The organism is Puniceicoccus vermicola, assembly GCF_014230055.1.
GTDB classification, from domain to species: Bacteria; Verrucomicrobiota; Verrucomicrobiia; order Opitutales; family Puniceicoccaceae; genus Puniceicoccus; species Puniceicoccus vermicola.
Genome location: NZ_JACHVA010000107.1, coordinates 1 through 23,347 on the forward strand (window position 1 = coordinate 1; position 23,347 = coordinate 23,347).

The following is a 23,347-nucleotide window of genomic DNA, read 5'->3' on the forward strand; positions in this document are numbered from 1 at the left end:
CTGGTTTCGCTCGGGCAGTTGCAGCATGCAAACGCCGGACGCTTTAGTTACGAGCCGTCTTATATTGTCGGCAACTCGTACCCGAATCCCCGGATCAAGCCACTGGATCAATGGCGGGCGAGCGTGACCGATCAGTTTAGCGGTTTCGATACGGGTCTGGACGAGGATGAAAACTGGGGAATCAGTGGATCGTTCAATCTCTATGACGCGTCGTATCTGGTCAATGAACACCTTTGGGATAGCTTCATCTTTACGACGATCCCGCAGGTCGCCGACAACTACGGTGAGACGGGAATCGAGCCGTCCTTCGAAGAGTTGCTGAGCGGCGAGGCCTCTTTGCCCAATCCCCGTTTTAAGCCCTACACTCCGGGCGATTCCCAATTCACTGCGGAGGTGCTCCAGGATGTTGGCGACGAGGAGTCCGGAAGCTTCTTTCACAACGCGGGTCATCTCATGGTTGAAGGGATGTTCAATGTGAACTCGACCTCGGTCGATGCGTGGGAAGCTTTTCTTTCCGGCACGCACAAACTGCCGGTCCAGAAGCTCACCGAGAATGGTCAGATCGCCGATTTTTGGTCTTCAAGCGAAATCGAGGGAGTGCGGTTCCCCCGGGTGCAGATGGTAATGGATAATACCAGCCCGGAGAGTCCGGCAGGGGAGGGGAACGATAGTTTCTGGATCGGCTTCCGCACGCTGAAGCAGGAAGAGGTGCGGCGCTTGGCCGAAGAGATCGTCGTGGAAGTCCGCAAGCGGGGTCCATTTCTGAGCTTGGGCGACTTCGTCAATCGGAAGTTGGAGGACGGCGAGCTGGGAGAGGCGGGTGCGCTACAGGCGGCGATTGATCGGACGATCAACATCAGCATAGACGGGGATATCGCTGAGGAGGCCACGAATCCCTCCGTCCCCGGGCAAATGTCGCAGGCCGCCGGTTTTCCCGGCTATCTGCAGCAAGGAGATATCCTGCAGGCGCTGTCCCCGTATATGACGGTGCGCTCGGACACGTTCACGGTAAGAGTCTACGGTGATAGGGTGTCGCCCGTGACCGGTGAAGTGGTCTCACGCGCGTGGTGCGAGGCGACGGTGCAGCGGTTCCCTGACCCGGTGCTGACCGAGGAGGCGGCGAGCGAAGAGGACTACCGGGCGGAACTCGTGGATCCTACGAGTCCATTCGGTCGCCAGTTTCGCATTACGAGGTTTCGCTGGTTGAATCCCGACGAGGTTTGAAATTCTTTAGCTACTGATACTGATTCCTAATGAAATCTTTCTATTTGATCTTGGTCGCCTGTGCTGCGTTGGTTCAGGTTTCCGCACAGGAACAAACAATTGAAGTGCGATCCTTGGCGTTGAGCCGGAATGATCAGTTGCCTGAGGTGTTTCTTCGAGAGGATGCCGAGTTTCATCCAATCTCGTTTTCCCACTATCAACCGTCCAAACCCGTGACAGTGAGCGCGACCAGTCCATTGCCTTTGTTCAAGCGCCTGCCAATGGCAAATGAGGGTCTCCCTCCCGTGGTTGCCAGGGTGCCTTTGCCGAAGGATGCCGAGGACATTTTGTTGCTCGGCTGGATGAATGGGGAACGTCCCCGGTATGTAGCCCTGGCGAATAATCTCACTTCGGCAAGCGCGCGGGATTGGTTGCTAATCAATACCACAAACAGGAGAGTCGCTTTCCGTTTGGGAAAAGACTCGAAACCGGTTCTGGTCGATTCAGGGCAAACATTACGCTATGAAATCGACGTCGACCTGAACAAGGGAGCCGCGGCGCTTGCGGTTGCCGAGACGGAGACCGATGGTTGGCAGATTTTCTACTCAACCTATTTGCCAGTGTTTGAGGGCTCTCGGACGATGTTGTTGTTCGTTCAAGATGACGAGAAAATCCGGGTTCGGGAAATTACGAGCCAGGTTGAGTGAGGGGATTCAATCGAGAAATGGTGTCCAGCTTCTCATCGAATCGAGTGATTTGTTCGTTTCTGGAAAGGGTGGGCGATTCCTTCAGCCCAAATGGGGGGATGATTGGATCGGTCAAGAAGGCAAGGTCGTGGATACAGGCTTTTGCGAGGACTGAAGTGACCATAGCTTTGTTTGGGGGAAAGGCATCTAAGCCCAGTTGAACAAATTTTCGCCATTATTGCGCCTATCCCAAAGAGATATCCGGTGCTCGAAGTTCCCTTCAGATTATATGAGTATTTGAAGAGAGAGCGTCATACAAAAACGGGAAGGTAAATTTTATTTGCAACCGGTATTAAAGTGGTATTTTTCTTCTGGGAGCGATAAATATGTAGATTTATGAAAGGTTTCGAAAACGCACGTTTCTCCTGTATTAGTTCCGGGCTGGTCCGGATGGAATACGATCCGGAGGGTCGTTTTGAAGATCGCAAGAGTGTCCGAGCGTTAGCGCGGCCCGAGGCGATCCCTTTTTTGGAGGAGGAAGTGCGTGATGACGGAACGCTGCTTCTGCGAACGGAAAAGCTCGAAATTCATTACAAACCTGACGGGAGGCCCTTTCACTCCGGCAATTTGAAAGTGCATCATCCGCATAGCGGCGACCTGATTTGGACGCCTGGACAAGTCGATGAGGAGAATCTGGGAGGGGCCCATATGTCGATGGATGCCGTTCAACGAGGCATAATCGCCGAAGGGGTTCATCCCGCTACGGATGCCTATCATGTAAACGATCACATGTTCTGTTTGTGGGCCTATAAAGGCTGGGGCATCGAAGCGGCGAACTATGATGCGAGCGGCAGTCTCGAGCAGGTGATTGCGGAGAACAAAGACGAAGATCTGCCGGCCGGTATTCTCAAATTGCTTCAGGAACGGAGAAAATATCCCCCGGGTATCCTCAGTCGCGCTGGCTATTTCCTCTATAACGATAGTGAGCAGCCGGTAATCGATCCGGAAACCAACTGGTTGACGCCGCGCGGAGCCGGGGACGAGGCATTGGACCTTTACCTTTTTGTCTATGGAAATGACTTCAAGGAGGCTCTTGCCGACTACATTGCACTCTTCGGCCCCGCTCCCATGCCTCCCCGGTACAGCTTAGGGCTTTGGTACTCGCGGTACCCGACCTTCAATCGAGAGGGTCTTGAAGAGTTGATTTCCGAGTTCTCAAAGCGTGATTTGCCGCTGGACGTGTTGGTGTTGGATCTCGAATGGCATCAACACGGCTGGATTGGCTGGGACTGGGACGAGAGCCATATCCCCAACCCGAAACAGTTTCTCGATGAACTTCACGCTCAAAGTATTTACACAACGCTCAATCTCCACCCCAAAGGCGTCCCGATCGCGGACAGTCGTTACCAGGATTTTATCGATGCGGCGGGAATCGATCCTGTTGTAGAGGAACGTCCGGACGGAGTGAAATTTGCCGGAAACTATGAGTTGACCGAGGAACGACACGCTGCGGCATTTATGGATGTACTGCACAAACCCATTCAGGAGGATGGTGTCGACTTCTGGTGGATTGACGGACCGGGGCCCGGGGATGAGGATCTCATCTGCCCTCAGTTCTGGACCAATGAGGTCTTTTTTCGGCATATAAAAGAGAATTCACCCGAGAGGCGTCCGATGATCTATTCTCGGAGTGCGGGATTGGGGTCACACCGCTATCCGTTCTACTTTACCGGCGATACCTTGTGCCAGTTCGAGGTGCTCGAGAGTCAGGTGGAGTATACCCTGCGGGCCGGTCACATCGGGCAATCGATGATGACCCATGATATCGGGGGGCATAAATCCTCGGGATATTACCTCGATCTCGAGCTCTACCTGCGGTGGTTGCAGTGGGGGGTCATGAGTCCGGTTTGTCGATTGCATTCCAGTTACGGTGGCGAGCGCCGCCCCTGGAAGTATGAAAGCGAACTCTGCGAAATCGCCTTCGCCAAAGCGATTCGCTGGCGCATGGAACTGCTGCCTTACTTTTACACCCTCACGTGGGAGAGTTCGCAGACAGGACTTCCGCTTTGTCGAAGTAATCCCTTGGAGGCGCCTGACTGGGAGGAGGGCTATTCGATTTGGGATAGTTATTTCCTAGGTGACCGTATTTACTGTGCGCCCATCGTTACCCCCGGTAGCTGGCGCGATCTACACCTGCCCCCGGGCGAGTGGGTACACATGCTTACAGGCGAATCCTTCACTGGCGACCAGCCTCGGCGCCTTATTTGTGAATTGGACATCTTCCCGGTCTTTGTTCGCAAGGGCAGTATCGTTGTCAAACAAGACTACAGCTTGCGCGCGGGCTTTCTGCCACGCACCCTCTGCGTCGAGCTTCATCCCGCCGGTCCGGGGCATCGTGATACGTTCACACTCTACTTGGACGACGGGATAAGCTGCCGCCATGAGCAAGGGCATTACAACCTCATCGAATTCAGATCCGAGGAAACTGAACAGGGCGTTGCGGTGAATTGGAAATGCGTTCACCGATCTACTGACGTCCCGATGCCCGAACAGATTGTCATCAAAGTCCACGGGGAGTCTCTGAGCCTTGCCGGGGTCGAAGGGGGGCAATCGCTGGATGTAGCCGACGAATCGACAGCAGATGAGAGTGTTTTCCGAATCGAGATGAATGAAATTAGCGAAGCAGAGTCCGTTATAACAATGGCTCGCGGACAGAAGGGATAGAGCCAATGAAGAAATTTCCGAAAGATTTTATCTGGGGCGTTGCCGCCGCCAGCTATCAGATCGAGGGCGGCGTCAATGTAGACGACCGTGGTGAAAGTGTGTGGGATGCCTTTTGCCGATGGGAAGGGAAAGTGGATAACGGAGACACGGGTGAGATCGCTTGTGATCACTACAACCGGTATTCCGACGATGTGAAAATCATAAGGCAAATCGGAGCCCAGGCCTATCGCCTGTCGATCTCCTGGCCGCGGATTCTTCCGGAGGGCACGGGTCGGCTAAACCAGAAGGGGATCGATTTTTACGATAAGGTGATCGATGCCTGCCTTGCCGCCAATATAACGCCATGGGTCACGTTGTTCCATTGGGATTATCCGTTGGAACTCTATTACCGGGGCGGTTGGTTGAACCGTGAAAGCGTTAACTGGTTTGCGGACTATACGGAAGTGATTGTCGATCGATTTTCGGATCGAGTTCAGAGTTGGATGACCCTGAATGAGCCGCAGTGTTTCATTTGGCTGGGACATGGAACCGGTACTCATGCCCCCGGCCTTCAACTCGATATTTCGGATCAATTGCGGGTGACTCACCATGCGCTGATGGCACACGGGAAGGCCACGCAGGTGATTCGGGCCAAGGCAAAGACCACGCCTTCCGTCGGCTGGGCTCCTGTTGGGGTGGTTCGTTATCCGGCTACCGAAGCACCTGAGGATATCGAAGCGGCACGCCGCGCCATGTTCGGTATGTCGGGGACCCATCTGTGGACAAACGCCTGGTTTGGCGACCCGGTTATCCTCGGACATTACCCTGAAGATGGGCTGAGACAGTTCGGGAAGGCAATGCCTCGGTATCACGACGCTGATTTGGAAGTAATGAATCAGCCATTAGACTTCTATGGGGCCAATATCTACAACGGACTGACGGTTCGGGCGAGTGAGGACGCTCCTTTCGAGGAAATGAAGCGCAAGCCTGGCTTTCCTCTGACGATGTATGAGTGGCCAGTCGAGCCTCAGTCTCTCTATTGGGGGCCCAAATTGCTACAGGAACGTTATCAGTTGCCGATTGTGATTACGGAGAACGGTCTAGCCTCAATGGACTGGGTCTGCGAAGACGGGAAGGTTCATGACCCGCAGCGCATCGATTTCCTGTCGCGCTATCTCAAGCAACTTCATCGCGCCATCGAAGATGGTGTCGATGTGCGGGCCTATTTTCAGTGGTCTTTTCTGGATAACCTTGAATGGAACTTCGGCTATAAATATCGACTTGGATTGACCTATGTTGACTATGCGACGCAGGAGCGGACCCTGAAGGATTCTGCGTTCTGGTATCAAAATGTGATCCGCTCGAATGGGCTGATATAGCGGAAGCCTTCACCGATGGATAAATTTGGGGCAGAACCGTATCCAGAATCAGGCGAAAGGATCACTCCACTGCTGCTGAACCGTCGAATTTACTTCTTTGTAGTGGGTGAGTCCCGCCCGTTCAAGGTAGGTCCATCCCGTCAGAAACTCGTCGCCCATTTCGTCTAATCGTGCCTGGAGACGCTTCTCCATCTTGGCCTGGAGAGCGGCGTGCTCCGGTGAGCCGATCAGGTTGTTCATTTGGTAGGGATCGATTTGGTTGTCGTAGAGCAACCAAGGGCCGTCGCTGTTACGAACGTAGGTGTTGCGAGATGAGCGTAGTCCGCGATAGGCTTTCATGCCGTTGTGTAGAATTTCGGTAAACTCGGCCGTGATAGTGAGGAAAGCTGCCTCATCGCCGGTGGGCTGTTCTTCGCCGCGGATGAAAGGCGACCAGTCTCTGCCTTCAACGCTTTCTGGGATCGGCAGGTCGCATAGTCCCAGCAGAGTGGGCATGATATCGGGTGCATCGATGGGTACGGATAGCTCCGATCCCTTCGTTTGTGGCTGGTCTGGCCACCGCAATAGGAAGGGAACACGCACCGACTCATCCCAGGGGAAGAGCTTGGTCTTCAGACCCTGACTCTGGCGCATGTCGCCGTGGTCTGCGGCGAATACGAAAATGGTGTTGTCCGCGATATCGGACTTGTCGATAGCATCCCTTACGGTGGCGAAAGCATCGTCCAGGGCGGCGATGTGGGCATAGTAGCCGCGAAGCTCCGCCTCGGCTTTTTCGCGGAGATGGGACGGAACATTCGGGCGCAGTACGATTTCCCGATTCTTGTAATAGTCTCGATACTTCTCCGGGGCGGTGTGCAGCGGGAAGTGAGGAGGTCCCCACGAAAGCATGAGCAGAAAGGGTTGGTCGTCTTGGGCATGATCAGCGATGTAGTTGGCGGCGTCTTGACTCTGGGCAAACGCGTCATAGCCCTCCCATCGCCGAGGAGTCGGGTCTTCGTTGAAGAAGTAAGGGGAATCGTTGTAGTCGTGGTTGCATTCGAAGCCTTTCCAATACTCAAAGCCCAATTGGTATTCTCGTGGAACGCGCACCTCTCGTCTCCCCAAATGGCCGTCCGGGCTGCCGTAGACGTGCCACTTGCCGATATAGGCAGTTTGGTAGCCGCCGTCGTTGAAGGCCCGGGCTATCGAATAAGCGTTTGGATCCAGTTCGACGTCATTGATGATCACGCCGTGGGTAAGCGGATACTGTCCAGTAAGGAGGCTTGCCCGGTATGGGCAACAGACAGGGCAACCGGCAGTTGCGTTTGTGAAGTTGATCGATTCAGCCGCAAAGCGATCAAGATGGGGGGTGCGGCAGTTGGGGTCGCCGGCATAGCCGGTTGCCTGGCCGCGCCATTCGTCGGCGAAGATGAAAACAATATTTGGTCGTTCGTCGGTCATAGATTGTAGATCGGTTGCCTTTGTGTCGGGAGCAGAAAAATGCATGTAAATGGGACGTTCGGAATCTTTTTGAAACTCTCTGCGGGCTTTCCGCTCGAGCACCCGCTTTTAGTGGCTTGATTCTCTCGATCCTCCATCTCAGGAGAAAATGTATCGGAGTGCTGTCATTTGAGGAGTGCGTCTCATCGTGTTTGACAAATGCGAATTAAGATATGAAAGTGATATATTATCGCCCTGTCCATTGAGAATTTCGACAAATGACTTCAATAGATCACCTGCCGTTAGCCCGAAGAAACCTGTAAAGATGGAGCGTGAGAGAAGAAAGTTCAGCGCCGTTGAGGAAATCGTATGATGGATGGTCCAAATTCGAATCATTTTCCGGTCATATCGTTTTTGCGTAGATGAAATCCATAGAGTTCAGAAGAGGAAGCTGGCTGAAAATGGCGGAAGACAGTAAGCCGAAATTATTTCACAAGGAATTGGAGCCTAAGGCGATCGTTCGCCCTGTTGAAATTTCCACTGCGTTTCAGGGATGTAAGATGGAGGTGGTTGAGATCTTCCGGTCGGGAGAATTGGATATTTGCCTCGGTTTGGATGATGAGGTGATCGTCGATTTTGGTCATCATTTGGTCGGTTACGTGGAATTCTCTTTTCACGTGAACGATCAGCCGACGGATTCCCCGTACGGAATTCAATTTGTTTTTGGTGAAGTTCCTTCGGAAGTAGCCGGTGATTTGGAGGATTACCAGGGGAGTCTTAGTCGCACCTGGATGCAGGAAGAGCGATGCACCATCGACTATCCCTCGGGAAAATTTCAGTTACCCCGCCGGTACGCATTTCGCTATCTTAAAATCAGAAGAATTGCGGGTCCAAAATGGCATCCTTTGTATGTTTCAGCGATTCGCTGTCGCACGGTTACTAGTGCGGATTTTTCAAGAGTGTTCCCTCTGAGAGGTGACGATTCGGAACTTTTGAATCTCGATCAAGTTAGTTTGAGAACGTTGGGAAATTGCATGCAGACTGTTTTCGAGGACGGCCCTAAGCGTGACCGACGCTTGTGGATCGGGGATCTACGGTTGCAGGCATTGAGCAATTACATGACCTTTGGGCAGAACCATTTGGTGAAGCGTTGCCTTTATCTGTTCGCAGCTGTGGTCAATGACAGAGGGCAAGTTCCGTCTAGTCTTTTTGAGTTTCCCACGCCTCATGCCAGCAATGATTATATTGTCGATTACACCGCCCTTTATCCGGTCATCTTATCGGAATATTTCGATGCGACGGGCGATAAGGAAACCGTTCGTGATCTGCAAGAAATCGCCTTTTACCAGCTAGATGTCGTTTTGAATCATGTAGACGAAGAGGGACTCGTTCACTTGCCGGAGAACCAATGGTCCTTTATCGATTGGTGCGACGGTCTGCATAAGCAGGCCGCCATGCAGGGCCTCTTTATTTTTGCGTTGAATTCATGTCTGCGATTTGCCGGTAAATTGCGGTTGTCGGAGCGTGTGAATCAGTTGGAATTGATTCGTGATAAAATGATCAGCGCGGCGGTAAAGCATTTCTATGGCAAAGAGAAGACGCTTTGGTTGAGCGGTCCAGAGGGACAGGTGTCTTTCGCCAGTTGGGCATGGATGACCTTGGCGGGGGTATTGCCTCCGGAACAATCCGCTTTATCGTACAAGGCTCTTTGGGTGGAAGAGGGGGTCGTTCGCCCGAAAGGTCCGTATTTGTACCATTATGTTGTGGATGCTCTCTTTCAGTGCGGCTTGGAAAACGAGGCTCTTCTGTTATTGAAAGAATATTGGGGTGGGATGCTAGCGAAAGATGCGACTACTTTCTGGGAAGTTTATTCTCCCGAGGACGACAAGCTTTCACCCTATAAAGACTATCGTGTCAATAGCTACTGTCATGCCTGGAGCTGCACCCCGTCTTATTTTATTCGCCGCGATGCGGTTCGTTGACAGGGCTCTGCCCAGAGGACCGTTTCTAGTGGTTCATCGCACTCTTGCTGTCTCCTTTTCCCAGCGTTGATGAGTGCTGTATCTTTATGAATACAAGCGACCTGAAAGTTGATAGCGCTCCTGACGGAAAATGGTGGAAAGATGTAGTCGTCTACCAAATTTACCCTCGTAGCTTTATGGATAGTAATGGCGATGGGATCGGTGATTTGCCCGGTATTACCTCCCGCCTTGATTACCTCCGTGATTTGGGCGTCGACGTACTCTGGCTCTCGCCTGTCTACGATTCACCCAACGTAGACAACGGATATGATATCGCTGATTATCGGGCGATTATGAAAGAGTTTGGCACAATGGAGGATTTTGATGCCATGCTTGATTCGATCCATTCCCGCGGGATGAGGCTCATCATGGATCTGGTAGTGAATCACACCAGTGATCAACACCGCTGGTTCCAGGAAGCTCGATCCTCTCGGGACAATCCCTTCCGAGACTATTATATTTGGCGCGACCCGGCTCCCGATGGCGCGCCCCCGAATAACTGGAAGGCGGAATTTGAAGGGCCTGCCTGGACTCTGGATGAGAAGACTGGACAATACTACCTCCACCTTTTTGCCCCTCAGCAGCCCGACCTGAATTGGGAGAATGCCGCGCTTCGTCGAGAGGTGTTCGATATGATGCGATGGTGGTTCGAGAAAGGAATCGACGGATTTCGTATGGACGTCATCAATCGTATTGCCAAGGCACCGGGATTGCCGAATGCGCCTCTTCCGGAGGATAGCGTTCCCGGAACTTTGGTTCGCCCCGGTGCGTTGGCCATAGGGCATGAGAACGTGCATCCATTCTTGCAGGAAATGCGTCGAGAGGTTCTCGACCATTTTGATGTTTTAACCGTAGGAGAGTGTCACAGGGTCGACCATGAAACCGGTCCCCTGTACGTGAATCGAGACCGTCGAGAACTGGATAGCATATTTCAGTTCGATATCATGTGGTATTTTCAGAATGGCTACATAGGGGAGGGCTTTCGTCGTATTGAAGCCTGGTATGAGAATTGTGGTGAATGCGGTTGGACAACCATAACCTTTAATAATCACGATTCACGTCGTCAGGTATCCGCACTGGGCGATGATGGAGCCTGGCGAAAGGAGAGTGCAACTTGTATAGCAGCCCTTCTTCTCTGCGCCCCGGGAACGCCTTACATGCTTCAGGGTGAGGAAATTGGAATGACCGATGTGCGTTTTTCATCGATTGATGATTACAACGATATCTCAACGGTAAACCGATATAAAGAGCTCCGTGCGAGTGGCTTACCGCCATCCGACGCCCTGAGAGAGGTGCAGACGACGAGTCGTGATAACGGACGGACGCCTATGCAATGGGACAGTGTTCCGGGTGGCGGTTTCGCGACCGGCGTGCCCTGGCTCAAGCTCAATCCGAACCATACCACGATCAACGTAAAGGAGGCCCTCAGTGATCCCGGGTCGGTGTTGAATTGGTATCGAAAGTTGTTGGCTTTGCGCCGCCAAATCCCGGCACTTCGCCGCGGTCACTTTCGGTTGTTGGAAACGGGAGTAGAAAATGTGTACGCGTTTCGTCGGAAGCTTGAGGACACTTCGGTTGCCGTTCTTTTCAATTGGAAGGGGACCGAAACCATACTGCCCTCAGAAGCGTTCAGGATTCTCTCATCGGAATCTTTCGTATCGAATGTCGTTGGTGGCGACACAGGCAAGCTTCTCCCTTGGGAGGTTCGAATCTATCTGGAAAAGGGCACTGATCGGGGTTGCTTTTCTTCGTAAGCATCAAACGAAAGCGTCCACGAATGCTTCAATAGTCACCGGTTCTTAGTATCATGGGGATTCTGACGTTTGTGACGGATTCACCCGCATGCTGTTGATCAAGTTTGGCGATGAGTTCACGGGCGAGCTCTTCGCCGTTGAATACAACGGAATCGACCGGAATCGGGCAGAGTAGGCCAACCCCTTTGTTGCGATGGATGACGATTTTGAGTTCTTCCGGGACGTCGATCTGCAACTCTTTGATCGCCATGCATACTCCGGGCACCATGTTGTCGGGAAATATGAGGATACCTTCGGGTTTGCGGGGCTGTTTCCACAATCGGTGGAATGCGTGGTATCCGATTTCATCACGAGGGCCTTGTAGGTATTGTTCGTCCTCGATTGAGGCAGGTGTAATGGGTTCGAGATCAAGGGAGCGAGCGATTTTATCGAAGGACTCGTTTACCGACGAAGTGGACTCTAGAGGACCGGGGAGATTTGCGACGGTATGAGCACCTCTCTTCTTAAGTTGTTGAAGAGCTTGCCTGCACAAGTCGTCAAAATCGAAGTGAACGGCCTGGGTGTGGTCTTTTGGCGTCATCATTGACGTGGGCACTCCGAGTTGAGGGAGCCAGCTGATATGGTCAGAAGATAGCATGGCTCCGATTACCGCTTGAATCTCGTTGTTCTGAATGGCCCGGACCAGTTTTGGGAAAGGCTTGCTTTGTTCGCTGCGGTGTCGGTTGTCCATAATCAGATGGACTTCGATTCCTCGACTCTCGAGTTGTTGGTACAATTGGGTGCAGAGAGCCTGGAAAAACGCACCACCTGTGGAAAGGAGAGTGCCGAAATACAGGCCGACGGAGGTGAGTCGGATTTTGTTGCCGAGGACGAAGGTCCCCCGCCAGGGAATCCGCTCGATCAGGCCCTCCCTTGCGAGTGGCGCAAGGGCTTCCTGAATCGAAAAGACGCTTGTGCCGATATCGTTGGCCAAGTCGCGCACTGCCGGGAGTCGGGAACCAACGGGAAGGTCTCCGGATAGAATGAGGCCGCGAACCTGCTCGGTGACTTGGCGGTAGGTCGGCTCATTGGCATCGATTTTGATTTTGCTGGCCGGATGGTCTTTCATTGATTCTGGTGACAGTAGTTTTTAGGCAGTAATGATTACTATGCCAGAAAAAATTCTTCGATTGGAGCGATTCGGTAGAATAAAAAATCTATAAAATACTGAAAACTAGAAAGATAATCATAATATGGATGAGAGTATGTTTCGTTCGAAGATAATGTGAGAATTGGTCTTTACAGGATCCGCGCAAACTGTAAGGCTTACTATGCGTTGGAGGTTTTGCTCCAGCTGTAACGTATGAAAAATTTTCTCTTCAGCGATAACTCCATAGCCCATTTATCCCTGATAAATGGTTCTCGCACCATCGATCCGGTTCGCGTCGTGCAGGTTGGGGTGGAGAATTTTGGCCGACATCGCAGGAACACGCTCCGAGAGAGTGGACTGTTTCGGCTGGAAGCCGTCTATGATTGGGATCAGGAGGCTTGCCGTTTGGCAGGTCGGGAAGAGGGTTGTTCGGTTGCTAATAGCTATGAGGAGCTGTTGGAGACGGCTGGAGTCGAGGCAGTCGTGATTTCAACAGGTGCTTTGCATCACGCGGCTCAAATTGAGTCGGCTGCACGCAAAGGGCTACATGTTTTCGTGGAGAAGCCGGTCTGTGCCACTCCGGAAGAAGCGGATGGGTTGCTCCAACTGGAGAAAGAAACTGGAGTGATTATCGGTGTGGGTCATGTCGCTCACTATTCGAGTGAGATGTCATTGGTCACGAAGAGAATGATCGAATCGGGTGAGTTGGGCACGATTGCATCCTTCCAGAAAACGACCGCTGACCATGGAGGGCTTACGATTCGACCGGGCGACTGGAGAGGGGATCCAGAGAAGAATCCAGGAGGCATTTTGTTTCAATGCGGCGTCCATGGATTTCATGAATTGATGTTCTATTTTGGACCTGTGCGTGAAGTCTATGCAACGATGCGGTACGATGTACATACGACACAAACCGCCGATGTAGCCATCTGCCATCTGAAGTTTGAATCCGGGCTGGTAGGAACTCTGAGTGCCTTTCATGTTACCCCTTACAAGCATTCCCTTCAGATTTACGGCACGGGTGCCAATCTCTATCGGGAGGACCGCTTTTTCGATGAAGGCTCTGTTTTGCAAATGCAGAAGGCACGGATGGATGGAGGCAAGGAACCCGTTGAAGAAGTATCGGTGCCGGCCGGCAGCGAGGTGTCGGGCAATTTAGTAAATTTTTTCCGAGCAATTCGGGAATCCACGCCGGTTTACCCCTCTCTGCGGGATGGTTTGAGCGCACTGCGGATCGTATTCGCCGCCGAGCAATCCGCGCGTACCGGTATGCCGGTGGTTCTCGGAGATGGATGACTCAGAACCTTTCATCGACCTCCGCCTAGCCCAGTTAAAAGAAGCCATCCAGGACATCCACAATCAAAATCCCACTCCATCATCTCATGCTTTTCCGATTCCTCACTTCGTTGTCTCTCTGTCTCACGCTCACTCCGGCTTTTGCCCAGTTAACGATCCCTTATTTTCTCGAAAAGGACAGCCGGGTGTCCCTGGCGATCTACGACTCTGAGGGAAAAATGGTGCGCACTCTGCGGAATGCGGACCCGCAACCAGCCGGCGCGAACACCGTTTTCTGGGATGGGCTCGACCCCGATGGCCACGCCGTCCCGGCGGGCGACTACACTTGGAAACTCCTTTCCACCCAGGGCATGAAGGCCGAGTTCCTCGTAAATCTCGGCGTCAGCACCGGAATCGATTTCTGGGTCGGCCAGCACGGCGGTCCCGCCTGTCTCGCCGTCGATGGAGATTCTTTCTACGTCGCCGGGAAACCGGAAGGCGTCCCGATGCTGATCAAAGCAAAATTGTCCGGCGGCAGTGAATACTTCATCGACCAGTTAGAAACCACGGCTCCCGAAGCAATCTGCGTCGATAACGGCAAAGTCCACGCCCTGCTCTCCAGCGGCATGCTCTACACGCTCGATGCCGCCACAGGTGAGAAGATCCTGCGAAAAGGCCTGCCTTATCCTGGAGGCGCTCCTCTCGTCCTGCCCGTCCGTGAACTCGAACCCATCCCTCCGACGGTTGGAGAAAAATCGGTACGGATTCCCGCAGGCCCCGGACGTTATCTGCTCAGCCTAAAAATCGGACAAGCCAACGCCGACAACGCACCCTTTACAATGGATGGAGATTTTCGGAAAAACCAGTTTCCAACCACTCTCGCCGGTGAATTCGAAACGATCGTCTCGCCTCCTCAATACCGAACCTTTAACCCTCTCCCCACTCCTGAAAGCGGCGTGTTTGAACAAACGTTCCGCTCATTGTCCAAAAATTCTCAACCTTGGGCTGTCGCCGACATGAAACTGCTCACGGTCCCTGACTTCATCGACGCCCGTTTTGGCGAGCTGATTGCCTGCTACCCAGCCTTGGGTACCGTCGCTTGGATCGACCCGGTCAGCGCAGATATTCTCGCAACCGCCCAACTGCCTGAAGGCAAAACGGGCCGTGCTGTCTTGGTTGCCCCCGGAACGGCTCTCGTCGCCAGCGGCAACGAGTTGATTTCCCTCACCCGGGATGGCCAAAGCGAAGTCAAGGCCACTGGACTGACCGACGTGACCGCCCTCGCCTTCGATCCCTCGAATGGCGGATTTTGGGTCGCCGACGGCGGTACCAGCCAGCAGGTCAAATTTTTTGATTCCGACTTCAAGCTCCAAAAAACTTTCGGCCGCGAAGGCGGTCGCCAAACGGGAATTTATCATCCGGAGAATTTCCTCCAGATCTCCGCCATTGCAGCCGATGGAAAGGGAGGGTTTCTCATCACCGAATCCAAGTCCGCGCCCCGCCGCACAGTCCATTTCAGCGCCGACGGGGAAATCCTCAGGGAATGGCTGGGGGGTCAACAGTTCTACACTTTTGCCGCACCCGACCCTGAAAACCCCGACATTCTCTGGATGGATTCCTCTTGGGGCTGGATCATGCAGGTCCAGGTAGACTGGGACCAACGCACTTGGAAAGTTCTCGCTACCTATGAATGGGGCGAAGGCTATTCTTCCGATTTTGTGAACCCTCGAAAGATGGCTCAGCGTCACACCGTCAAACGGCTCGACCTCGATCATGACGGCAAGAACGAGACCTATCTCTACGGCGGAAACATGGGCTTGCTCAAAGTGGACGAAGCCGCCGGGAAACTTCGCCTAGTCAGCGTGCTCGACATCGTCCGTCCCACCGAAAACCTCGAGGAGTGGCGGAAGACGTCCGTCGAAGATCTTCCCAAACCATGGCTGGAGGCCATCGCGCTGGCGGGGGATGATCCCGAGACCAACTTTTCGCTCTATCGCAGCTACGGATGGGCCGATGCCAATGGCGACTACGAAATGCAAGCGAACGAATTCCGGCTCGCCAGACGGAAGAAAGACGAGCGGGATCAGCGAGGCAGCTTCGGTATTCTTGACGACTTGAGCGTGCTCAAACGCGGCTCCCGTACCCAAAATCGCAATGAACCGACTCCGTTTTGGACCCGTTATCCGCTGCAGGGCTACACCGCCAGCGGCTCTCCGATCTGGGATTGGGCTATCTCCGAGCCCCTTTTGCCCCCGACCGCGTCAACCGACATTGAGCGCGCCCGCGCTGTTTTCGTCGCTCCTTCAGGCGATATCTATCAACTCATCCAAGGTCTCGGTGATGGGTATTATTCCATCGGCACCTACAATCTCGGACACGGCAGTTTCTGGCCCGCCAACAAGTCCTCTGCGGTTGGCGTACAAAAATGGAACCCCGAAGGTGAACTCCTCTGGCAAGTCGCCCCCCTCGCTTCCCGCCAAGAAAGGGTGCCGGGCAAAATGCAACACCCGCTCCGCTTTGCCGGCATGGTCAATGGTACCATCGGTGTCTGCGATAAGGTGGTGAACCCTGTCGAATTCTGGACCGAGGACGGACTCTATGCCGGAGGACTTTTTGATCGGCGTGCCGACGATGGATTGCCCATTCGGGTGTATTCGTGGTGGATCGGCGGAACCAGAGGTTACGAAGCCGATACCGGTCAGGCGTTGCTTCAATACGACATGAATCTTGGCGGCTCCCTGATCGAACGGGAAAATGGGGAGGTGATCTTTGTGGGGTCAGGCTGGAACAGTTGCCCGGCCTACCGCGTCACGGGCTGGGACAACTTTGAACGTCAGGAAGGCACTCTGAAAATCTCCGCTCCGGCCGGTCAGCTCGCCGCTCAAGACGGGATCGGACTCCGCGCGGAATTTTTTGCCAGTGAAACCGGAAATGAGCAGCCCGTGCTGGAAACCGTCTCTCCGCGCCTCTGGTTTGAACCCAACCGGGCTGAGAAAAGGAGGATGCCGGAAGTGCTTTGGCCGGAAAAACTCACTGCCTCGATTCCCCAGAACGAGGATTTTACCGCCCGCTGGAGCGGATATCTCGAACCTCGATTTACGGAAGACTACACTCTCGCCCTCTATAAGAAGGAGGGCATCGCTCGCGTCTGGATCGACGGCGAACTCGTAGTGGAGACCACTGACTCACCGAGGGATAAAAAAGCGTTTTCCCAACCCATCCCGTTCCGAGCCGGAAAAAAGGTTCCGATACGAGTGGAATGGAAAGGCACCCCCGCCGACGAGCTGCACCTGAGCTGGGAAAGCCTCAGCCAACCCATCGAGCACGTTCCCTCCAGCGCTCTCTATACTGAAAAGTAGAGTAGCACAGCGAGATCTCGATCTGAACCACTCGCTTCAGTAGTCTCCGATTCTTAGGATCATGGGGATTCTGACGTTCCTGGCAGATTTGCGGCGGTAGGGAAGCCTCTTTTTTAAGATGTTGAAGCGCTTGCCAGCACAAGTCGTCGAGGTTGAAGTAAACGGTCTTTGTGAGGGTCTTTCATGGGTTCTGATAACCAAGTTTCAGGATAGTAATGATTACAATGTGTGACGAAAAATTTGTTTTTGGCGCTGTTCTTTGGCAATTGATAAAAACCTGAATAATAGATATATATATAAATATATATGGGAGATGTTTCAGTTTTGAGAGGAGGTGAGAATTAAGCTTTACAGGATTTGGTTAAAATGTAAGGCTTACAGATTGCCGAGAGATATTTCTCTCCTCAGATCGACCTTTTCGGACACCCTCTATCTCTTTACCGAATACAATTGATCGCTTCTAAACACTCCTTCGTTCCCGTGACCCCAAAGATCAAACCCCAGATAACTACTATGAGACTGACCTATATCTGCCTCCGCGTCTCTCTTGTCTCCCTTTTCATTCCCCGGTCCACAATCAAGGCGGCCGACCGCATATTTGATGGAGAGGCAGGTGCGCCTTACAATTGGACAGACGAAGTAAACTGGGATGGTAACACCGCCATTGCCGATGGAGACAATCTCAGCTTCGGCACATTGATACAAAGCATATCTATGACGAACGATACCGTCGGGCTTTCGCTCGGGTCGCTTACGTTTAACGGAGGAGCCAATGCAATTCTAAATGCTGTCGGTGAAGACAACAACGCACTTTCTTTCAGCGGCGGGATATTCCTGGTGAGTAGTGGGAATACCACCATTGAATCCAGTCTCATTTTGACCGCTGACCAAACTTTTTCCAATACGCTGGCAAACGATAGAGTTCTGACCTTCGGACCGTTGAATGCGAATGCAGCCAATATTTCGATGGGAGTCTACAATCTGGAGCTTCATTCGACCAGTTCTGGTGCCGGTGCTGCCGATATTCGTTTTGGTTTTGGCGGAGCTCTGACGGGTTCGGGCGATATCACTAAGACTGGGGCTGGCAGGGCTACGTTTCGGGGGGACGGATCGGGGTTTTCTGGAGATATTTTTGTGAACGAGGGCGCGTTGATTGCACAGAGTCAACTCGGCAGTGCTTTGGGCAACACGACTGGGAGCACGACCGTGGCATCTGGTGCCACTCTCGTGTTTGAGAATAATCCCAGTAATGGCGAGCAAATCACTGTGGGTGGGCAGGGTGCGGATTGCAGCGCCTTCGCTCCCAACCAGCGCGGTGCCATCGCTTTCACCGGCACCCTCACCAGCCAAACCACGGTTTTCACTTTATCCTCGGACACCACCATCGGATTCAAGGACGCCAACAGGAAGGTTAGCCTGACTGGAGGCATCGACGAATCCACGGGCGGCAGCGGTCTCGAAAAAGTGGGATACTGGGCGGATCCGAACGCCGGGTTCCTCGTCCTCACCGAAACCGATAGCACCTACACCGGCACCACCACGGTTAAAGGCGGCGGCCTGGTGACGCGACAGTGGAAGTACGCTGTTTACGAAGATGGGGCGGAACTGCTCTTCAATCTGGAGCGTGATCCATACGAGATGAATAATCTGGCCGACGATCCGGATTACGTAGAGCGAAAGTGTGGACTGCGTCGGCAGTTGCGTGACGAATGCATCCGAACGGATGTTGGCACTTGGCCGTTTCTATTGGCGCGGATGGCTTAATAGGTGTATAATATGGGAGGTATCCATGGATAGATCTGTAAGAACTCTCGAGCTGAAAATTCAGTTTTGGAAGCCGGGTTTATGTTGAAAAAATCTGAGTGTCGTCGGCCCAGGCATAAGCGCGGATTTGCCCTCATCATCGCTCTTGCCCTTATGGCTTTTATGCTGCTCCTACTGCTCGCTTTGGGAGGGATGTTGAGGGTCGAATCATCCACGCTGCAGCGAGATCAGGAGAAGTTACTGGCTCGGGCGAATACCCAATTGGGTTTGGCGCTCGCCGTAGGAGATCTCCAACGATTGGCCGGCCCGGACCAGCGAATTACGGCCCCGGCCGATCTGGTTGCTGACATCGATTCCGAGGGGGTCGCAACATCCTCTCCGAATGGGATCAATGTTCAGCCCGGGACGCGCTATTGGACCGGTGTCTGGGGAAACCGGAATCCGGATATCAGCTATGCCTTAACTCCGGATCAGATCGATGCCGATGACACCGAGCCAGCTCTTTTGAACTGGTTGGTGAGTGGAAACGAGTCGACCCGTTATGAGCAGTTGCTCGGAGGGGGCGTCGTTCCCGATACTGCCAGTCGTTTTTCTCCGGCCACGACCGTTCAGGGTTTTGGAGCGAGCAGTGATGCGTTCTCCCGACCTGGCTTCTCATCGGGAAGTGGGGTAGTGGAGGGCGTCGTACTCGTTGGATCCAATACCGTTTCGAGCGGGAGTCCCGCGCATGCTCAGGAAAGCTTTGATCGGGGAAATTACGTGGTGGCTCCTCTGGTTGATTTGGAAGCCGACGGTCAGGTGAGAGGCCGCTACGCATGGTGGGTGGGAGACGAGGGCGTCAAGGCCCGCATCGACCTACAGAACGGCTATCAACTGACTGGGGAATCCAACGATCAGATTAACAGTTTCATCACTTCCCAGCGCTCCGGGGTTGAATTCATGGATCAGGATATTGCCGGCACCGCGCAGCTCACTGGCTACGCCCCCGAGTCCCCCTTACTCGGTAAGGTTCTCACCCAGGACCAACTCCCCCTGGTGGGGGCGGACGCGGCCGCACAGGCCAACCTCGCCGCCGGACTGCCAAACCGCTTCCACGACATCACCACCTATTCCTACGGCATCCTGTCCGACACCTATGCCGGTGGCTTGAAAAAGGACCTCACTGCCGACCTCGCCGACACCTCCACCAACTTCGACTACCGACCGGCGGACAGTGACCCGGTATTTCCCCCGGTCAACCCCGGCGAACAAAATCTTCCTACCTGGGGGCAGCTCCGCGCCTGGGCCCGCACGAACCCCGACCCGGATTCCGATGTCGTCGACACTAGCACTGTGCAGGCGCACACCGCCGGCATTGCCCCGGTCATCCAGTTCGCGGCGGTGGGTATGAATTATATGCTCAGCGAAGACAACGGCAGCGGCGACCGCGAGGTCACCTTTGCCCTGTACCCGATGGTAGTGCTTTTCAACCCCTATTCCTATCCCATCAAGGCCGCCGACTATGATGTGGGGATCCGCTTCGGGAAATACAGCGGCGCAACCGATGCCCGCAACACCTTCCAGATCCGAGTCAAGGATATCGACATCGCCACCTACGACCCCGACGAAGACGAAGACCGTAATGACAGTTACGACACGGTGGGCTACATCGACCTGAATGCCATGCGCATCTACCCGGACTCGGAAGCCTCCCAGTCGCAACCCGATACGTTCCTGAGGCTTCGGATCAGCGCAGAGGATCAACACGGAACGGAACAGGACATTCTACCTGGGCAGCGCTTTGCCTACATGCTGACCTCCTTCGCGGTGAACGAATACAGCCATGCCAATCCACCCGAACTTCACCGGGTCGACAGCATCCAGGATGAGATCACCAACTACTTCACACTCCCCCCCCGGAATTTTCCCGGAGTGTTCGCCGACCCGAACGACCACATCATACTCTACGGAAATGAAGGAGCCGCCAACAATCCCCACAACAATCCCACCAGTCTGAGATACATGGAATCCTCGATTACCCTCGCTGATGCAGGGGACCTGTCCTCCACCGACTGGGCCACCAACTTCCCCCGGTTCCGCAGCGCCGCATATAATATTATGACCATGGTCGTTCAGGGGGTCAAATACCAGAGGTTTTGCGTGAATGAGGCGGAATCCATCCCCCAGTCCATTTATGACCGGGTGATGGATGAATCACCCCAGGCCAAAACCGCCTGGAGGTACGCGGCGTTGAACGAAAAAGGTGGCTATTGGGCCAAATCCCCCCTGGCCGGGCAGGCCTGGGGCAAAACAATCCGTTACCTCGCGGACGCCAACCTGCGTGCTCCCCACATTATGGGAACTGCGTACGAAAACGACAATGCCCTAAGTCTTGGCGATTCAGGTCCGCGGTATGCCGCGAGGCCCTTCGGAGCCGTAATTAGTGGCGGAAGGCCCGAGGTTAACAGTCCCCCATACCCCGGTATTTTGTTAGACAGTCCCCATTACAGTTTTGGCTTTCAAAACCCGGGCTCCATGAAGAATCTGCGCGCTGTTCTCTTTGATCTGCTCCCCTCGCCCGACCGCCTGTTATCCCTGGGACAGCTCCAGCATGTTCCCTGGGCGCGTTACAGTTTCCACGGCATCAATCCCTTCGCGAATTCCTATGCTCCGTTGCGGATCGCCCGGGACAGCACCTATCGGGAAAATGGGGTTCGTCGCCCCGGAGATTTGGTCACCAACGGGGTCATCACCCCCGCGAGCGATCCGTTTTACGACCTACCCTGGTTGTTGAACCGGGCCATGTGGGATCGCTATTTTGTCTCCGGGATTCCAGCTGCCCTGAATACCGTCCGGGACGTCCTGCCCAATTCCAGAATGACCGTGGTATACGAGGACACCACACCAGAGGAGGTGCGCTATTCCGGTTCCGGCAACAACCAGGCTTACGACAAGGCCTCCGCCAACTTGATGGTGCAGGGGGCCTTTAATATCAACTCGACCTCCGAGCAGGCTTGGCGTGCGATTCTGGCTGGCCCCAGCGGGTTGCCCCAGAATAGTGACTATGCCGAATCCGACGATAACGTCGAAACCTCGATCCCATATCCCCGGTTCAGCAGGAACCTGACTGCACTGGCCGTGGACGATGGCCCCTACAGCGGATTCACCAGCACCATGACCTTACCAAGCGAAGGGGGGGGCGATATCCGGGCCATGATACAAATGGCCAACCGAGGGCTGTACCTCAACACGCCAGACCTTCCCGGGAACAGCTCCCCGCAGGCCGTCGTGAATGAACTCGCCCGCTCCATTGTCAATGAGATTCGTCTCCGGGGCCCATTCCTTTCCCTCGCTGATTTCGTCAACCGCCCCCTCTCTGATCCGAGTGAACCCGCCGGAATCAAGGGCACTCTCCAGGCCGGACTCGACAACATGGATCCCGCAGTGGCCCAGGTGAACCCCGACTTCCTGATCGACGAATTGGGCGGCAAGGTCACGTCCTTCGATTCGTCGAGCTACTATGCCGCCGACTACCTATGGGACAGTGATCATTTCATGGGTGGAACTGAAACGGGACGGGGAGAGATCAGTAAAGCCCCTTGGGCCATGAGCCCCCTCCAATTAACGCAGGCGGATCTCCTGTCTTCGCTTGGCCCTCTGTTGAGCGCCCGGTCCGATACCTTCACCATCCGCACCTACGGGGAGAAACAAAATCCGGCTACCGGCGTAGTCGAAGGCCGGGCGTGGTGCGAGGCCGTGGTTCAGCGCATGCCGGGATACATCGGTAATGAGCCCTCCGAGGCTCCTATATCCTCGCTGGGGCCACTCAGCGCCTCATTCGGACGCCGGTTCGAGATCATCTCTTTCCGCTATCTCAACCCCTCGGAGATCTGATATGACTCCAAGTACACCCTCTCATTTCCTCAAGGCACTTGCCATCGGTATGTTCGCCTTTTGTCTATCCCAGCAAAGTTCTGCTGTCGGTTCGGCGACTCCTCAAGAGGACCCGCCCCCCACGTTTCAGATTATGTCTATCGTGGGCAGCTATACCGGGCTGTACTACCAGACCGGATCCGACACTTCGTCGGTCAGGTCGATCCGCGTCGGCCGCGGCTTGTCCCGGCCCTTGGCCATCCCTCCCAACGGGGAACTCGTACTGTTCCGCAAAATCCCTCCGCCTCCCGACGCGCCGGAGGGAACGCCGCCGATCCGGGTGCCCGTACTCAGCGCCGAGCTCGAAGGGGATTCCCCGGGATACATAGTGGTGGCACGGCCTCTTGAACCGAAAGAGGCCGACACTCGGTTTTCTTCTGTGGTGGTGCCACTTCCGGACGATTTTGGAGCGGGTACCTGCCTGATCGCCAACCTCAGCTCCTTTCCCAATGTCGCTGCCTCCTTCCATGATGACATTTACAAGATCGCGGCCGGAACCACCCAACTGGTTTCCATTAGGTCGGGCCACAACATGGTCCGTACCGCAGTGCGCGTAAGTGACGACTGGAAGTTGGCCGGCAGCGACACATGGCGACTGAACGAGACCCTTCGTGGATACTTTCTGATCCTGCCCTACATGGAAGATCCGGATTACCCCCCACCATTGGATCCCCCGCCTGTATTGACGCGCATCCATTTCCAAAAAGCTCCATCGCCATGATGGCCGTTTCATCGGGCAGAGA

General features: G+C 54.2%; 13 protein-coding genes. 11 read left to right on the top strand and 2 right to left on the bottom strand.

The genetic code is table 11. The features are described from left to right. The 4 genes from H5P30_RS14235 to H5P30_RS14250 all read left to right on the top strand — a co-directional run. A partial coding sequence (locus tag H5P30_RS14235) for a helix-hairpin-helix domain-containing protein (RefSeq protein WP_221774371.1) occupies positions 1-1,224 on the top strand: 1,224 nt, incomplete at its 5' end. Between the two features lie 29 nt (positions 1,225-1,253). Next, positions 1,254-1,910: a hypothetical protein gene (locus H5P30_RS14240; RefSeq protein WP_185693601.1), complete on the top strand. Its 657-nt coding sequence runs from the start codon at positions 1,254-1,256 to the stop codon at positions 1,908-1,910. Between the two features lie 375 nt (positions 1,911-2,285). Then, positions 2,286-4,613, top strand: coding sequence for a glycoside hydrolase family 31 protein (locus H5P30_RS14245; RefSeq protein WP_185693602.1), 2,328 nt, complete (start codon positions 2,286-2,288; stop codon positions 4,611-4,613). A gap of 5 nt (positions 4,614-4,618) precedes the next feature. Beyond that, entirely contained in the window at positions 4,619-5,971 is a 1,353-nt protein-coding gene (locus H5P30_RS14250) for a GH1 family beta-glucosidase (RefSeq protein ID WP_185693603.1), read from the top strand. Positions 5,972-6,019: 48 nt separating this feature from the next. Here the strand turns inward: H5P30_RS14250 and H5P30_RS14255 are convergent, their stop codons facing one another. Next, positions 6,020-7,411, bottom strand: a complete 1,392-nt coding sequence (locus H5P30_RS14255; protein WP_185693604.1) for a sulfatase-like hydrolase/transferase — start codon at positions 7,409-7,411, stop codon at positions 6,020-6,022. A 440-nt stretch (positions 7,412-7,851) separates the two neighbouring features. Between H5P30_RS14255 and H5P30_RS14260 the strand changes: the two genes are divergently transcribed. Continuing rightward, positions 7,852-9,372, top strand: coding sequence for an alpha-L-rhamnosidase-related protein (locus tag H5P30_RS14260; protein ID WP_185693605.1), 1,521 nt, complete (start codon positions 7,852-7,854; stop codon positions 9,370-9,372). Between the two features lie 86 nt (positions 9,373-9,458). Then, the gene (locus tag H5P30_RS14265) at positions 9,459-11,165 is read left to right on the top strand and encodes an alpha-glucosidase (protein WP_185693606.1); all 1,707 of its coding nucleotides are present in this window, start codon (positions 9,459-9,461) and stop codon (positions 11,163-11,165) included. Positions 11,166-11,193: 28 nt separating this feature from the next. Here the strand turns inward: H5P30_RS14265 and H5P30_RS14270 are convergent, their stop codons facing one another. Next, positions 11,194-12,273, bottom strand: a complete 1,080-nt coding sequence (locus H5P30_RS14270; RefSeq protein WP_185693607.1) for a GntR family transcriptional regulator — start codon at positions 12,271-12,273, stop codon at positions 11,194-11,196. Positions 12,274-12,507: 234 nt separating this feature from the next. Between H5P30_RS14270 and H5P30_RS14275 the strand changes: the two genes are divergently transcribed. From H5P30_RS14275 to H5P30_RS14295, 5 genes are all read left to right on the top strand, one after another. Next, complete coding sequence (locus H5P30_RS14275) at positions 12,508-13,590, top strand: Gfo/Idh/MocA family protein (protein WP_185693608.1); 1,083 nt, start codon at positions 12,508-12,510, stop codon at positions 13,588-13,590. A gap of 86 nt (positions 13,591-13,676) precedes the next feature. Beyond that, positions 13,677-16,928, top strand: coding sequence for a PA14 domain-containing protein (locus H5P30_RS14280; RefSeq protein WP_185693609.1), 3,252 nt, complete (start codon positions 13,677-13,679; stop codon positions 16,926-16,928). Positions 16,929-17,441: 513 nt separating this feature from the next. Further along, a complete protein-coding gene (locus tag H5P30_RS14285; RefSeq protein ID WP_185693610.1) occupies positions 17,442-18,692 on the top strand; it encodes an autotransporter-associated beta strand repeat-containing protein in 1,251 nt (416 codons plus the stop codon). Between the two features lie 81 nt (positions 18,693-18,773). Further along, positions 18,774-22,565: a hypothetical protein gene (locus H5P30_RS14290; protein WP_185693611.1), complete on the top strand. Its 3,792-nt coding sequence runs from the start codon at positions 18,774-18,776 to the stop codon at positions 22,563-22,565. A gap of 1 nt (position 22,566) precedes the next feature. Beyond that, entirely contained in the window at positions 22,567-23,325 is a 759-nt protein-coding gene (locus H5P30_RS14295) for a hypothetical protein (protein ID WP_185693612.1), read from the top strand. Positions 23,326-23,347: the final 22 nt, after the last annotated feature.

Bases quoted from the DNA above. Each gene is read 5' to 3' on its own strand.
- H5P30_RS14285 (WP_185693610.1), top strand. From the start codon at position 17,442: ATGAGACTGACCTATATCTGCCTCCGCGTCTCTCTTGTCTCCCTTTTC.
- H5P30_RS14280 (WP_185693609.1), top strand. From the start codon at position 13,677: ATGCTTTTCCGATTCCTCACTTCGTTGTCTCTCTGTCTCACGCTCACT.
- H5P30_RS14250 (WP_185693603.1), top strand. From the start codon at position 4,619: ATGAAGAAATTTCCGAAAGATTTTATCTGGGGCGTTGCCGCCGCCAGC.
- H5P30_RS14240 (WP_185693601.1), top strand. From the start codon at position 1,254: ATGAAATCTTTCTATTTGATCTTGGTCGCCTGTGCTGCGTTGGTTCAG.
- H5P30_RS14265 (WP_185693606.1), top strand. From the start codon at position 9,459: ATGAATACAAGCGACCTGAAAGTTGATAGCGCTCCTGACGGAAAATGG.
- H5P30_RS14290 (WP_185693611.1), top strand. From the start codon at position 18,774: ATGTTGAAAAAATCTGAGTGTCGTCGGCCCAGGCATAAGCGCGGATTT.
- H5P30_RS14270 (WP_185693607.1), bottom strand. From the start codon at position 12,273: ATGAAAGACCATCCGGCCAGCAAAATCAAAATCGATGCCAATGAGCCG.
- H5P30_RS14260 (WP_185693605.1), top strand. From the start codon at position 7,852: ATGGCGGAAGACAGTAAGCCGAAATTATTTCACAAGGAATTGGAGCCT.
- H5P30_RS14255 (WP_185693604.1), bottom strand. From the start codon at position 7,411: ATGACCGACGAACGACCAAATATTGTTTTCATCTTCGCCGACGAATGG.
- H5P30_RS14275 (WP_185693608.1), top strand. From the start codon at position 12,508: ATGAAAAATTTTCTCTTCAGCGATAACTCCATAGCCCATTTATCCCTG.
- H5P30_RS14245 (WP_185693602.1), top strand. From the start codon at position 2,286: ATGAAAGGTTTCGAAAACGCACGTTTCTCCTGTATTAGTTCCGGGCTG.
- H5P30_RS14295 (WP_185693612.1), top strand. From the start codon at position 22,567: ATGACTCCAAGTACACCCTCTCATTTCCTCAAGGCACTTGCCATCGGT.